Raw genomic sequence first — 16,449 nt, forward strand, 5'->3', positions numbered from 1 at the left:
CTATCCATATTCCTATTAAAATACGTGTGATTTGAATAATAAACAAAATCCTACTATTAGTAATACTTTCTTTAATATTACTTACATTACTTTCTTGAAATAAAACAATCAATATTAATACACATTCTAAAGCCAAGATAGCAGCAAATTCTAAAATTTCTATAAGCACTTTTAACCTCTCTTTATTTACGTCTTCCTACTGCATTCGAAATCTTCATAAGTTTCGCTTTCGTTGAATTTTTAAACGTTTTTTCTCTTTGTTTTTTCGCCCTTCACACTCATAATGAATATTATTCGAGGATACAGCTAAGAAATTCAGTTGTAAATCACATAAATACAGCTCATCATCATTTGGATACATAGAGCCAAATGATGCAATCGTTATCTTTTTTTCGTCCCCTAAGAATACCATCTCAAGTTCTTTTCTTCTTTCCACCGTATGACCTCCTTCCATTGTTTATCCTCCTGCGAACAATCCCCCGCATTGTATTCATAGTTTGTGACAACTCGCCCATCCGCATCTGTCATCGCTACTACGTCACCACGTGATTTGCTTAGCGTATATTTTTGTTAAAATGTGGGCAATACGTACCCTAATTATACAAGAAATTCCCTATCAAATAGACTTTTTTAGTGTCTATTTGATAGCAGGATAGTTTATAAGAGGAAAGTTTGCTTTTTTTCTAATTCCCCTTTTCGGGAGATGGACAAAAACACTCAATAACATTATTATCATTTTACATAAAAGGCATTGAAAGCATCCATGCCCTATATAAACAAAGGCGAAGTCTTCCAAGAGACTTCGCCTTTTCAACGTATAATGAACTTCAACAACTACATTTTAAGATTAATCACTTCACCATTAAGAGAAAATTGTTTTGCTTCCACTAACAAAATAGAATCCCAAATCTCTATTATAATATTTACTCCTGTGGAATATTTGCTACTCCATTCTTTCTCATTTTGTAAATTCAATTTAACTTCACTCAGATTTGGATCTTCATAATAAATCGTTGTCAATTCTAAATAATCTACTTTTTCTCTATCATAGAATGCAAACCTACGCTTTTCATCATCTTTAACATAATAAAACGATGAAACTTCTATAAATACTAATTTAAAATCTTTTATAACGCCATTATCAATTACCTGTAATGTAAATTTAATACTATCATTTAATAAATCTATATGTGTATCTAAAATGGTGGCGCCCCATAAATCATCTAATATAGACTGTATATTACTACTATTCATGTAGCTTTTCATCCTTTTCTAACGTTTTTTATTTAATGTATGACGTATTTCCTTGTAAGACTTTCTTGATAAATTAACATGTGATTTGCCTTTGTCATTAGTTGTATTGCCATACTTATCAAATGCTCCATATTTTGTATGACTTACTCGGTAGTACGGTTTGAGCCTATTTCCTGAACCAGCGTTCATAACCCTTACAGTGTAATTATGTTTTTTTCCTTGAGGAATAGTCACTACCCAGCCATTTCCTCTAGCTCTCTCGAGGGTTCCACCATACTTTTTTGATACTTTGTTTGCTAAACGATAAGTTTTTTGTGAATTTCCCAGCTTTATATGCGTTATAGGCTAGTCTAGCACCCTTAAATGCTACTCCACCAACTAATCCAGCTCCGACAGCTACCGCTGCTGCTTTCCATCCATTCTTTTTATACGCTTTATAACCATCATAAGCCGCAAAACCTGCGTTCAATACCATCCAAGCAAAATAACCATCTGGATCCGTCATCATAACTGGATTATTATCCGCATACGTATACCCATTCATCGTAACAGGATCATCTTCATCACCCGGATCAGGATCCACCGATAAAAACACACCATGCTCCGGATTATAGTATCTCGCAATCAAGTAATACATACCAATTTCTTTATCATACATGTATCCCGCATATCCAAATGGATTGTCTGCTGCGGTACCTTTCGTATCACTCTTTACTACGTTACCCCATGCATCATATTCATACGTTGCTACAACTTCCTTGTCTTGATTCGTCATCGCAACGACGTCACCACGAGGATTATAGTGATAGTATAACGTTTGTCCTTTTGACTTCATCGCTAGTCGTACGCCAGTTGTAGAGTATACATATTGACGAAGGACATTCCCATTTCCATCTGTCTCATATAACGGATTAATGCTGTCTCCATCATAGAAGTAGCGCGTTACTTGACCATTTACATTCTTTTCAATACGACGACTATCATTATCATACTTATAAGTCGCAAATGCATTACTCTCACCTTGTTTTGTGATAGCTACAATCTGGTCATTTTCATTCCATGTATACTTGTACTTTCCATCTGAGGTACGATTACCATTCGCATCATACGTTAACGATTCATTTCCGAACTTTACAAGTTGATTTCCTTCATTGAATGTTGCCGCTATAGATTTTGTTTCTTTTCCATTCTCTACAACTTTCACACTCGTACGGTTTCCAAATCCATCATATGTGTATGATTTAGTTGTTCCGTTTGGTAGTGCTTCATTTAATAATTGATTAATCGGGTCATATACAAAGTTTGTTTCTGTTACTTTTCCGCCCGCACCTTCATGTTTAATCTTCGTGCGGTTACCCGATTGGTCATCATAATTTAATCGATAGTATTTACACAATTCCCCATGCAAATCATTTGCATAAAAGTTTAGAAACTAAAAGAAAAAGGGTTTATACTTATACCCTTTTTCTTTTGAAAACACTCTATTTTATATATATATAAAGCTATAACTTATTATGAAATATCCCAAATAATATTTAACTCTTTGAATGATTCTTCACTTTCTTCTCGTCCTTCTTCATCACTAATTCCGATCATATCAATTTCCACTTCAGAAAGTATAATTTTTTCTTCCGGTGATTTTATTTTCTTTTCAAAAATTAATTGTAGTAGATTTAATTGTGGATCCGTCATTTCATACTCTTCTTCCAAAATCTCCATTAAAGATGGAATATCCTCTAACTGCATCTCTAATAAAAAACCACCATGTTCTTGAAACTCTTCAAATGTGTCAATTGAATACGTATCACCATTTTCAATCCAAAATGCGGACGTTATTAATGGCATTGTTTCTCCTTCAACATCCTCTAGTAAATACTGAAAAGTTTCCTGCTGAGCAACTTCCTTCACATTATCAGATGCCCCTTCAAGATAATATAAAGGGTCTTTTACTTGTTCACTTCTCTCACTATTCAAATCTTGGAAGGCAGCTATACAAAAATCAGGATGAAATGTTATTGTTCCTCTAGCACCTTCTCCATCTTGTAAATTGTAATTAAAGTTATCCCAAGAACTTTCATAGGATAATTCAGGATAATGTGCCATATTAATCGCATGTGCAATTGACTTAAAGATACTGCTCTTCCATAAATCTATTCTATTTATATCTAATTTTTTCGTTACCATTTTATATCCCCTTTACACTTAATATTTATTCGATTTTTTTCTGTTTTCCGAACGAGATAACACTTGAGCATTTTTATAACTGTTTGTTCCACCTTTACTTTTAGGTTTTATATGATCAATTTGCCATTCATTTGGACAAGGTGTGACTCCTTTTTTACTTTTTTTCGGTTTACAAAGCGTCTTACCAGATAAATCTGATTTAACTACTCCACCATTTCGTTTCATATTCTCTGCTATTATATTTTGTTTTTGCTTAGCTGTAAAATTCTTTCCTTTCCCTACAGATTTTGGGTCCTTTAAATGTCCATATGGCGATTTAGATGGTAACTTCTTCTCTACCTTTTGAACTTTTTTATAAATTTTATATCCTCTATATCCAATAACTACAACTACTATGACTACTGCTTTTGCCCATTCTCCATCTGGATCTATCATCATCAATGGATTATTATCAGCATACGTATATCCATTCTGTGTAACCGGATCATCTGCATCACCTACGTCGGGATCCACCGATAAGAACACACCATGGTCTGGATTGTAATAACGTGCAATCAGATAATACATACCAATCTCTTTATCATACATGTATCCCGCATATCCAAATGGATTGTCTGCTGCGATACCTTTTGTATCACTTTTTAATACGTTACCCCACGAATCATATTCATACGTTGCTACAACTTCTCTATTTTGATCTGTCATCGCAATGACATCGCCACGAGGGTTGTAGTGGTAGTATAACGTTTGTCCTTTTGATTTCATCGCTAGACGCGCGCCACTTGTTGAGTATACATATTGACGAAGAACATTTCCACTAGCATCCGTCTCATATAACGGATTAATACTATCTCCATCATAGAAATAACGTGTTACTTGACCATTTACACTCTTTTCAATACGACGGTTATTTTCATCGTATTTATAAGTCGCAAATGCATTGCTCTCACCTTGTTTTGTGATAGCTACAATTTGGTCGTCTTCATTCCATGTATACTTATACTTCCCATCAGATGTACGATTTCCATTCGCATCATACGTTAACGATTCATTTCCGAATTTGACAAGTTGATTTCCTTCATTGAATGTTGCCGCTATAGATTTTGTTTCTTTTCCATTCTCTACAACTTTCACACTTGTACGGTTTCCAAATCCATCATATGTGTATGATTTAGTTGTTCCGTTTGGTAGTGCTTCATTTAATAATTGGTTAATCGGGTCATATACAAAGTTTGTCTCTGTTACTTTCCCGCCCGCACCTTCATGTTTAATCTTCGTACGGTTACCCGATTGGTCATATTCATATCGTTCAGAAAGAAGAATACTATTTGACGTACCTACTACTAAATCTTTAATTTTGTTCGCATGGTCATAGTTAAAGGTAGAACCTGAACCATTGCCAGCTGTATACGTACGAACATTTCCTTGATCGTCATAATCAAAGCGATACGTTTGAGAACCGTCTGTCACACGAATGTTTTGATCTAACGTGTTGTAGTCATACGATACTTTATTTGTGTATCCACCTTGCGTAATTGTTTGTTCTTTTAGTTTTTCTGTCTTACTGTTTGCTTTGTCGTGATATGCCCAGTCAACTTTTCCGCCTCGGCTATCTGTTGCACTTGTGACGCGGTCTGCCTTGTCGTATGTTTTTGTTCGTTCTACGCCATTGACAAGATCTTTCACTTTCGTAACTTGTCCATTTTGATCGCGTTCGAATGTAAACGAATCTTTCCCATTGCGTTTTTCACCAATGACACGGTCTGCTGTATCATATACAGATTCTAAAATAGAGCCATTTGGCATTTTCGTTTTAATCTTGTTTGCATTTTCATCATACGTATGTTCAATACGACGGTTTAACGCATCGATATACACTGTATTTTTATTATCTACATCATATTCATATTTGTGTGTTTGTGTTTTCCCACCAAACATGACAGATTTCTCTGTTGTGTTTCCATTATGATCATAACGATAATTTACAGAGGTACCATTCTTTAATGTCACCTTTGTTAATAGATTATCTTTGTTGTAATCATATAGTTTTGTATTTCCCTTTTCATCTGTTTCGCTCTTTTTATTTCCTGATGCATCATATGTGAATGTATTCTTCTGTCCTTCTTCATCATACGTCGCAACAACATTTCCGTCGTTGTCGTACTCGTTTTTAATAAGAGCGTTTCCTTCTAATAGGCGTATATCATCAAACCAAACTTTCCCTTTATTCTCTCTTCTAAAGAGCATATAAACTTCCATACGTTTAATTGGTTTAGTGGCAGGGATTACAACCGCACTACGATTCCAATCATTTGTCCCACTTGGGAATTTCGCTTGGAAATTTTCCCCACTACCATCTTGATAATGTACATCCGCCCAAATAGAGTAATCTCGAGAGAGTTTATCTGGTGCAGTATTTTCTACATTTTCTGATTTAGACATTCCTGTTAGCGTAATTGGTTCTGCTTTTTTCTGATTTATAGTGATATGCTTACCATATCCTACATCTGAACCACCATATTGGCTACGCTCTAATACAATAGATGAATGTCCCGTAAAGCTCTCTTGCTGAGAAACATCTTTTGGATCACAGCTTGTTCCATCTCCTCGAATCCAACCTGGCATACAGCCATTTCCTGCCATATTTTCTAAACTACTATTTTCAATTGGGTTAAAGCTGGAAGACACTTCTCCTCTTTCCAATTGAATCTTATCAAACCATGCTGAACCACTTGAATCCGCTCGATTATAATCAACTTGTAGATATATTCTAACTTTTTTTGTTTGATCTGTTGTCTTAAAGGTTACTTGGCGATTTGTCCAATCTTTCTCGCCTTCTATCCTATTATGACGTGTATCAAACCAGTTATTTCCACTACCAAGAGGGGTTCCATCTTCTTTTAATAACTGAACATTAAAAAATGCACCAGCGTGCGTTAATGCTGTTTTCATCATCCCACTTAATGTATAGGTTGTATTTGGTTCTACTACCACATCCTGAATTGCACTATGGTATCCCCAACCAGCGTTTTGCGCCTTTACTATCATTTGTAAAGATGAAGATCCGCCCAATCCACCTGGCGCGAATATTGCATCTTTTTTCAACGATCCTAGGCTATTTCCTTTTTCTTCATTCCATCTCTCAGTGTTATTCATTTCAAAGCTTGGATTTTGAATCAGGTTTTCTCCTGTTCCTAGCTCTCTAGTTGTTGCAATTGGATTTCCAAACTGATCATACTGCATGAAAGATGATGTATTTGCTGCTTGGTCTGTTTCAGATACTTCTGTATTTGCAGCCTTATAAGCAACTGTTGTTTCACGATTCTCATTATCTGTCGCTTTAACAATCCCATTATCTTTATTGTACTCAAACTTTTCTGTTCCCATTTCATCAGTAACAGAAGTTACATTCCCATTTCCGTCATAGGTTGCTGTTTCTGTTTGATTTTTAGGAGTTGTTGTTTTTACTAGATTATTTGCATTATATTCATACGATGTCGTTAAATTCAGACGCCCCACATCTTCAACTGTTTTCACTGGATTTCCAGCATCGTTATACGTATAAACAGTCTTACGTCCTTTAGGGTTCGTTAACGTAACTTCCTTCGAACCTGTATTATATGCTAATGTCGTAGCTTTCCCTAATGAATCCGTCACTTTTACTAATCTATCATTCTCATATGCATACGATGTTTTATATGGTTTGGCATCTGTATGTTGCGGGTCATAGATAGATGTTAGTACCCCATTATCATATCCGTATTTATATACTTTTCCTTCTGGTGTTATAGAAGAAACGAGTAGATCTCCATCATAATTAAAGGTAATCGTCTTGTTATCTGGACCGATTACTCTTGCTGCTTTTTTATTATTACCATCATATTGTACGACTAACTGTTTACCAGAAGCATTCTTTACCTTTGATAAACGGGATGCACCATCATACTCATACGTCGTCGTATTTCCGTATTTATCTTTTGTATACTCAATACGTCCTTGTGCATCTCCAGATTTATAGAAAGTAACTGTTTGGTCTTTATCTTTTATTTCATATCCGCCTGATACTTGCTTAATCTCTAAATATATACCAGTAGGAGCTTGGTACTTATTATCTCCTGTTCTAGTAAAGGTAATATTCGCACCGTCAGCAGAAATTAAAAGTAAGTTTCCATTTCCATCGGCCCAAACTCTTTCCTCTAATCCACTAGACCAACCCGTACCAAATAAACCTACCTTTTTACTTTGGCTATTGTACGTTCTTTCTACTGATACATCCGGTCCGCGCCCTGATAACGTAATATCTTTCTCACTCATGATAAAGTTACCATTTGTAGCATTTACTTTACCATTTAACACAGGAATTGATGCCCAGTAATCAAACATTCCTATAAATCCAGAATCTTGGGAGAATCTAGGTACAAACTCATGTGAAATTTCACTTTCAGCATGCCCTGCTGTACTATACGCTGTTACGCGGAACCAATAGTTTTGCGCACCTGCATAGATTCCACCAGAATTCTTATACACAGGTGATGGATCAACTGCTAATTCTGTCCCTTTTTTATCATGATGAAGTAAATATTGACCTTTTGCAATTTCATCTTTCGTCGGCCAAATCTTTTCATTTTGCGTTGTCCAATTCGTTTTATTTCCGACATCGAACGCTTCATAATCTTTTCCGTTATATATCCAAACTTTATATCCAGATGCTTCAGGAACTGGGTCCCATTTCACTGTCACATATCCTGTTGCCTTATCAGTCGCATTAATATATGCTGAGCCATCTGGCTTTTTCACTTGCTCTAATGGAATAAATGGAACTACTTCATCTGAAAGCGGACTATCGCCAAATGGATATGTCGCAACAATACGAATCCAATAACCACGTCTCCCGCTATAATCTCCATACGGGCTACCTGCTAAATGAGCATTTTTATAAATTGGCCCTGGATTAACTGGTGCTTCTCCACCACTACTTGTACCATCTGTATGGAACTCAAATTCCCCTTGTGCAATTTCTGCTGGCGTCGGGAAGATTTTTTTATCTTTTGTCGTCCAACTAGTCACATTCCCAACAGGAATATATTCATAATCATACCCATTAAAAATAGCAACTTTATAACCTGTTGCTCCTGGAACTGCATCCCATTGTACATTGAAGTGACCTGAACCACTACCACTACCATTTGAGTAAGTTTGTACTCTTGGCTTATTCGGTTTTGCGTAAGAATATTTCACTTCTAAGTACGGTGCATTGGCTCCGTTTTCAGCTGCAATAAATTTCTTCCAATGGTTTTGTCCATTTCCGTTTGCATGTAGCTTAAAGCCGTTATTTTGTTTTGTACCTTCCACCCATGCTTTTACTGTATTTGTTACGTTAAATTTTGCCCATTGTCCTCTTGTTACATCAGCATGCGCAATATTTGCAGAGTTCGGTTTATTATTCCAGTTCACTCCGCCAACATTCCAACTACCGGTCACTTCATCTAACCAAACACCATTTGGTTGATTCGCATAATAATGCCAAACTGTATAGGCATGGAATGTAGCACCTTCAATCTTTGCACCTTTTAAATTTGAAACATTCGGTTTAACAAATGCAAAGTTTGTTCCAGATGATCCATCATAATACCCTACTTTTAACGTGTAAGCATTTTGACCGGAATCCCAAAGTTTTCCTCCTGAATAATTAACAGTTGGATAGGCACTTGCAGCGTATGCATTTTCAAAGTTACCTAGTTCAACAGAAGGATCAACATATACCGGATATTTTCGCTCTGGTGCTTGTAACCACTGTGGGTCTGCAGTAACAGTTAGTGTATATGTTTTTTCAGCTGTCTTCTCAATATTGTAACGAACCGCATCTGACGTTACAGCCTCACCTGATTGTTGATCCACATTTGAATCATTCATATACGGTTTCGGTAATGTGAAGACTTTTTCTTTTTTCTCATTTTGGAAGTCGATAGAACCATCTTCCTGTAAGCTCGGTGTTAAATCTGTTTCTAATGCAAAAGTAAAAATATGATGTCCTGTATACTCGCGTAGTACAAAATCTTCTTTTACATTTTCGTTAAACGTCGTACTCTTTAAATCTATATTTGGGAAGATCCCTTTATACCATACTGTATTCTTTTCATGCGTCGCAGTGACTGGTGATGGCTTCAATTCACCTTTTTCACCATTTGCACTCATTAATTTGTACTGAATCGCATGATCTTTTACTTTAAATTGAACGTACTTTCCATCTTGTGCTGACTTTTCAAATTCTGGTTCTAATGTTGTATTTTCCGTTACAATTTTTTCATTTGGTGCTTCTACTAATTTCGGTGAAACCTCTTCTAACTTTCCATCTTTCTCAATATGAATCGGTTCCGTATATACCTTTTTCGTATATGTACCATCATTATTATCGAAAACTTTCTCTGTTTCCGTTCTTTCTTCTACAATCTCAGTCGGACTCGCTTGTGCTTTAGCCTTATCCTTCTTTAATTGATCTGGATGTGGAGCTTGTAATTCCTGCTCCTCTTTCTTTTCTACTTCTGGACTTTGTTCTGAATTTGGAGATGGTGTAAACGGTGGTGCCGTTTCTGCCAATCCATTTAGTGGTACGGAGGTAACAATTAATGCAACTACGATAAGTTGGATTAAGTACCTATACCATTTCTTTGCTTCCATAAACTCACCTCGCTGAAATATTTTTAACATATATAATGTTACATATCACAATGTAAACAAATGAAAGAGTAAAGTAAATATAGTTTTAAAGTTTTGAAGATTTCGTGCACAAAATCCGAAAATTTAACAACAATTTTATAAATATCATTACAGATAACTGTTTTTATTATATATTTAAAGATTAACAATAATTGTATCTATTATTGTTTGCTAGGGACATAATATGAACATTATTTAACTAACTTTTTATTTTCACTTTCAATTTTGTTCTGGCATTCAATGAAGCTAATATACTTAACTTCATATTCTTAGTGTAAATGTGCCTCCCTTAACTGTAATACCTTTATTTATAAAAGATAATAAGAATATATTCCTTAATAACTGTTAGAACACGATAACCCTCTTTTTGTTATATTTCATATGAGAAAAGGTTGTCACTACAAACAAAGAGGAAGCCTCCAAAAATATATTTTTGGAGGCTTCCTCTTATTAATAGATTGCTGATTTTAACTCTCTTAAATCACAAAATCCTCTGGAATAAACACCTTCACTTCTTTCGGCTGCACGTATACAATATCACCCGCTTGGATGCTGAGCTGTTTGAACTGTTCTTTACTTATTTCTGCTTCTAAATACTCATCTGTTCCGTCTCGTTTTAATTCTACATATACGACAGGTCCAACTGCGTGAGAGTAGGATACTTTTGCAGGGATTGCATCTACGCTTTGTTTCGTACGAGAGATGGATAGGTGATGCGGCCTTACGTAAGCTACTCCGTCTACGTTTGAAACGTGCTTATGCTCTGGTGCTTCTAGTTCGACCGATCCTACATTTAGCTTTCCTTTATGGACGCGGCCGTGAAATAAATTTACATTTCCTAAAAAGTCATACACGAACGGGCTTGCTGGGTTTTCATATACTTCTTCTGGTGTTCCCATTTGTTCAATGCGACCTTCATTCATGACAACAATGCGGTCCGCAACGTCTAGTGCTTCTTCTTGATCATGCGTTACGAATACGCTCGTAATTTGAAATTCGTCATGTAGTTTCCGGAGCCATCTTCGTAATTCTTTTCTCACTTTTGCATCAAGTGCACCAAACGGCTCATCGAGTAATAAAATTTTCGGTTCAACTGCAAGTGCCCGCGCTAGTGCAATACGCTGTCGTTGTCCGCCAGATAGTTGCGCTGGGTAACGTTTGGCGAAACCATCCATTTTTACTAGTTTCAATAGTTCTGTTACTTTTTCTTCTATCACTTCTGCTGACGGTCTTAAGCTTTTCTTTCTTACCTTTAAGCCGAAAGCGACATTTTCAAATACATTCATATGTTTAAAGAGCGCATAGTGCTGGAAGACGAATCCGACTTGCCTATTTTTCACATGAATGCTCGTTAAGTCTTCCCCATCAAATGATATAGAGCCGCCATCCGCTTCTTCTAATCCGGCAATAATTCGTAATAACGTCGTTTTCCCAGAACCTGACGGGCCTAGTAAGGCGATAAGTTCGCCTTTTGGAATATCCAAATAAATATCTGTTAGCGCCTGAAATGTACCATATTGTTTTGATACATTTTGAATTTGAATACTCACCATAATCCCCCCTTATTGTCGTTTTTCCATTCTCCATTCAATCCAGTTTTTTATAACTAGCGTAAGAACAGCGATGAGTGACATTAAAGTCGCCACAGCGAACGCTGCTGAAAATTGATATTCATTGTATAAAATTTCAATGTGAAGCGGCATCGTATTCGTAACACCACGCACGTGACCTGATACAACAGAAACTGCTCCGAATTCACCGATAGCACGGGCATTACATAGGATCATGCCGTATAAAAGACCCCATTTTATATTGGGAAGTGTAACGCGCCAAAACATTTTCCAGCCACTTGCGCCAAGTGATAGAGCTGCCTCTTCTTCACTTTTTCCTTGCGCTTGCATAATCGGAATTAGTTCACGGGCAACGAACGGAAACGTTACAAAAATCGTTGCGATAATAATACCTGGGACAGAGAAAATGAGTTTGATTCCATGTTCGAGTAACCATCCGCCAAGAGCACCCCTCGGTGTGAAAAGTAAAACGAATACTAATCCTGCGATAACTGGTGACACAGCAAATGGCAATTCAATAAGAGAAAGCAGTATTTGTTTTCCTTTAAACTGAAATTTGGTAATAAGCCACGCGGCCGCTATCCCAAATATCGTATTAAGCGGTACGACGATACACGCAACGAGAAGTGTTAACCGAATTGCCGAAAATGCTTCTTGATCTGTTACGGCTGCAACGTATACATCCACCCCTCGTTCAAAAGCCTTTAGAAAAATCGTTATGAGCGGCAATAATAGAAAGAGAGATAAAAATAAAACTGTAATCACAATTAATATACTCGGTACAAGTTTAGATTCTTTTTTAGCTGACAAGCTTTTTACTATTTTCTTTTCTAGTAATGTTGGTTCCATTTTCTCCCCTCCTATTCGCTTTTCAGTTCATGCCTTCTACTCCAGCTTTGAATCATATTGATAAGAAGAAGGAAAAGGAGAGAAACAATAAGCATTACAGTCGCTACAGCTGTTGCGCCCGCATAATCATATTGTTCTAGTTTTGTCATAATCATTAGTGGTGCAATTTCTGTTTTCATCGGCATATTCCCTGCGATGAAAACGACAGATCCGTATTCTCCTAATGCTCGTGCAAATGCGAGTGAAAAACCCGCCAGAAGAGCTGGAAAAATTTCTGGTAAAATGATTTTCACAAATATTTGAAAGCGTGATGCCCCTAAGCTCGAGGCCGCTTCCTCTACTTCTTTATCAATATTTTGCAGTACCGGTTGCACCATCCTAACGACAAATGGTAAACCAATAAAAGTAAGCGCAACGATTATTCCAAGTGGTGTGAATGCTACTTTTATATGAAACACACTTAATATTTTTCCAATCCAGCCATTTTCCGCATATAGGGTCGTAAGTGTAATACCGGCTACAGCTGTAGGCAGGGCAAACGGTAAATCAATAAGTCCATCCAGTAGTCGTTTCCCTGGAAATGTGTAGCGGACAAGTACCCAAGCGATTAATAAGCCGAAAATGGCATTTACAACGGCCGCTGCAAATGAAGTTGTCAAGCTAACTTGATAGGAATGTAACACACGCTCGTTCGTTATAACCCCAGCAAACTTCTTCCAACCTAGCTGTGAAGTTTGAATGAATACGATAGAGAGTGGTATAAGTACGAATAAACTCATATACAGCATGGTAAATCCAAGAGATAGTCCAAACCCTGGTAAAACACGTTTCTTTCTCATCTTCTTTCACCTCATACCCCTTTAGCAGCGCTCATTATTTTTGATACATTTTATCGAATACGCCGCCGTCATTAAAGTGCTTTTCCTGTGCTTTTTTCCAGCCACCAAATAGTTCATCCACTGTAAATAATTGAATCTTCGGAAATTGAGATGCGTACTTTTCTGCTACTTTTTCATTACGCGGACGATAAAAGTTTTTCGCTGCGATTTCCTGCCCTTTTTCTGAGTACAAATATTCCAGGTATCCTTCTGCTACTTTTTTCGTTCCTTTTTTATCAACGACTTTATCTACAACCGCTACTGGTGGTTCCGCAAGTACACTAATAGACGGGGTTACAATTTCAAATTTATCTTTTCCAAGCTCTTTTTGTGATAACAACGCTTCATTTTCCCACGCGATTAATACATCTCCAATTCCTTTTTCAACAAATGTTGTCGTTGCTCCGCGCGCTCCTGAATCCAGTACTTCCACATTTTTATAAATTTGCCCAACAAATTCTTTCGCCTTATCTTCACTATTATTATATTTTTTCAGTGCGTATCCCCACGCCGCTAAATAGTTCCAACGTGCTCCGCCTGATGTTTTCGGATTAGGTGTAATAACAGACACACCTTTTTTTGTTAAATCATCCCAGTCTTTAATTCCTTTCGGGTTTCCTTTTCGCACTAGAAATACGATTGTTGATGTGTACGGAGTCGAATTATCCGCAAATCGCTTCTGCCAGTCTTCTGCTAACAGTTTCTTCTTGCTAATCGCATCAATATCATAAGCAAGCGCTAACGTAACAACATCGGCTTCTAAACCATCAATAACAGAACGTGCCTGACTTCCAGATCCTCCGTGTGATTGTTTTATATTTACCGTTTGCCCATTTTTTTCTTTCCAATACTTCGCAAATTCTTTATTGAAGTCTTGATATAATTCCCTAGTTGGATCATACGAAACATTTAAAATCTCAACTGTTTTTTTATCTCCACTTCCTTCAGAATTACTAGTGGATGTTGCCGAACCACACCCTGATAAAAGCACAACTGCTGATAATACAATACCTGTACTTTTCATAAACGCTGTCTTACCCCACTTTTTCATTGTTAATCCCCCTTAGTTTATATAATAGAAAAAGGCACACAATATATTCACAAAAGTGAACATTGTGCGCCTTCAGTTTATCTGATTAGCTTCTCATGTATTTTATTCTATTCGATTTCTTTTCATTTTAATTCCGCAATTCATATGTGTCAACTTGGATTTTGTTTTTTCTTCACAAATAAAAATCAGTGAGGATCGTCCCTCACTGATTACAGTTCCACCTTATTTCTTCAACATTAGTCATATTACGTTTTAAATATATGGGGTTATAGCTTAACCAATTCTAAAAATTACAAAGGCAACCATCTTCATAAAGATGGTTGCCCCTATTTTTATACTTGCATCGCTTTTTCTCTCAATGCTCTTCTTAACAACTTACCCGTTGTATTCTTCGGCAATTCTGTTAAAAACTCGATACTCTTTGGTACTTTATATTTCGCTAAATGTAATGTGCAATAATGCATAAGTTCCTCTTCTGTTACGTTAGCATGTTTCAAAACGACGTAAGCTCGCACTGCTTCTCCTAAGTTTTCATCAGGAACACCGATTACAACAACTTCTGCTACAGATTCGTGTGTGTACAATACCTCCTCTACTTCACGAGGGTATACGTTATAACCGCCAACTAGGACGATATCTTTTTTACGATCAACGATATAGAAGTAACCTTCTTCATCCATTTTCGCTAAGTCTCCTGTATACAGCCACCCGTCTTTTAATGTCGCTGCTGTATCTTCCGGTGCGTTATAATATCCTTTCATAACGTTAGGCCCGCGAACAATTAATTCACCGACTGCACCGACAGGTACTTCTTCCCCAAGTTCGTTTACAATTTTGTTTTCTACATGCCAAATATTTGTGCCGATTGATCCTGGTTTACGCGGACGATCTAGCGGGTTAAAACAAGTAACTGGTGATGCTTCTGATAAACCGTATCCTTCTGAAACAATAACGTCAAAACGTTTTTCAAAGTTTTGCAGAAGAGCAACAGGCATTGACGCACCACCTGAAATACAAAGGCGAAGTGTCTTCACATCTTCCGCGCTCGCTTCTTCGAATAAATATAAATAATTGTACATCGTCGGTACGCCAGCAAAAATCGTTGGTTCGTACGTGCGACAAATACGGAATACTTCTTTCGGGCTAAATTTCGGTAACATTAAAATAGTCGCCCCGTTCACAATCGGTGCATTGACCGCCACTGTTAAACAAAATACATGGAACATCGGCAGTGCCGCAACGACGCGATCATCGGCAGTAAATTGTAAATAAGACGCCACATCGTTCGCATTACTATATAAATTTTTATGTGTTAACATAGCGCCTTTCGGTTTTCCAGTTGTGCCCGAAGTGTATAGAATAACCGCTACATCTTCTTCATCTAGCTCTGGGCCTTCGTAAGTTACATCTCCAGTCCCTATCATTGTCGTAAACGTTTTCATTTTTTCGGTTTCTGTCTGGTTAAAATCTGATGAGGTTTCGCATATGATGATGTTTTCAAGTGAAGGAAGTCTTGTTGCAAGAGATTGTATAACAGGTAGAAGGACGTCGAGTATGATGATTGTTTTTACATCTCCATTTTGTAAAATATAATGCATTTCGTCTGCTGTATAAATTGGATTAACTGGAATGACAGTTGCTCCAGTCTTCATTGTTCCATATAAACCGACCAAAAAATGTGGTGAGTTTCCAACAACTAATGCGACATTGTCCCCTTTTCCAATGCCCATTGCTGCTAAATTGCTAGAAAACCTTGTGACCATTTTGTTTAATTGGTCATATGAGACCGACTGATCCATAAATATATAAGCCGGTTTATCCCCCTTCTTTTTCGCCGTTTCAGCCAAAGATTGAACGAGATTCACACAAACCCCACCTTTATAAAATTTAGAATATTTAAAAATTCTAAATTAATTATATTAAAAGAAAATTAAAGTGGCAAGTG

At 36.9% G+C, this 16,449-nt stretch carries 9 protein-coding genes and 1 pseudogene; all 10 read right to left on the reverse strand.

Annotated features, from left to right (window positions below; all coding sequences use genetic code 11):
- Positions 1-214: 214 nt before the first annotated feature.
- Complete coding sequence (locus Q9B79_RS19975) at positions 215-454, reverse strand: hypothetical protein (RefSeq protein ID WP_306186960.1); 240 nt, start codon at positions 452-454, stop codon at positions 215-217.
- A gap of 380 nt (positions 455-834) precedes the next feature.
- Entirely contained in the window at positions 835-1,254 is a 420-nt protein-coding gene (locus tag Q9B79_RS19980; RefSeq protein ID WP_306186962.1) for a YxiG family protein, read from the reverse strand.
- Positions 1,255-1,729: 475 nt separating this feature from the next.
- Positions 1,730-2,620, reverse strand: a pseudogene (locus Q9B79_RS19985) (RHS repeat-associated core domain-containing protein); the annotation flags it as partial.
- Positions 2,621-2,766: 146 nt separating this feature from the next.
- The gene (locus Q9B79_RS19990; protein ID WP_306186964.1) at positions 2,767-3,438 is read right to left on the reverse strand and encodes a hypothetical protein; all 672 of its coding nucleotides are present in this window, start codon (positions 3,436-3,438) and stop codon (positions 2,767-2,769) included.
- A gap of 18 nt (positions 3,439-3,456) precedes the next feature.
- The gene (locus tag Q9B79_RS19995) at positions 3,457-10,116 is read right to left on the reverse strand and encodes a DNRLRE domain-containing protein (protein WP_306186966.1); all 6,660 of its coding nucleotides are present in this window, start codon (positions 10,114-10,116) and stop codon (positions 3,457-3,459) included.
- A 515-nt stretch (positions 10,117-10,631) separates the two neighbouring features.
- Positions 10,632-11,705, reverse strand: a complete 1,074-nt coding sequence (locus tag Q9B79_RS20000) for a sulfate/molybdate ABC transporter ATP-binding protein (RefSeq protein WP_306186969.1) — start codon at positions 11,703-11,705, stop codon at positions 10,632-10,634.
- Between the two features lie 12 nt (positions 11,706-11,717).
- Complete coding sequence (gene cysW / locus Q9B79_RS20005) at positions 11,718-12,575, reverse strand: sulfate ABC transporter permease subunit CysW (protein WP_306186971.1); 858 nt, start codon at positions 12,573-12,575, stop codon at positions 11,718-11,720.
- Between the two features lie 11 nt (positions 12,576-12,586).
- Positions 12,587-13,414, reverse strand: coding sequence for a sulfate ABC transporter permease subunit CysT (gene cysT, locus Q9B79_RS20010; protein ID WP_306186973.1), 828 nt, complete (start codon positions 13,412-13,414; stop codon positions 12,587-12,589).
- 34 nt (positions 13,415-13,448) lie between these two features.
- A complete protein-coding gene (locus Q9B79_RS20015; RefSeq protein WP_306186975.1) occupies positions 13,449-14,504 on the reverse strand; it encodes a sulfate ABC transporter substrate-binding protein in 1,056 nt (351 codons plus the stop codon).
- Between the two features lie 332 nt (positions 14,505-14,836).
- Complete coding sequence (locus Q9B79_RS20020; RefSeq protein ID WP_306186977.1) at positions 14,837-16,369, reverse strand: fatty acid--CoA ligase family protein; 1,533 nt, start codon at positions 16,367-16,369, stop codon at positions 14,837-14,839.
- Between the last annotated feature and the right edge of the window lie 80 nt (positions 16,370-16,449).

The sequence above is a fragment of the Bacillus sp. MHSD_36 genome, assembly GCF_030757775.1.
Classification (GTDB): domain Bacteria; phylum Bacillota; class Bacilli; order Bacillales; family Bacillaceae_G; genus Bacillus_A.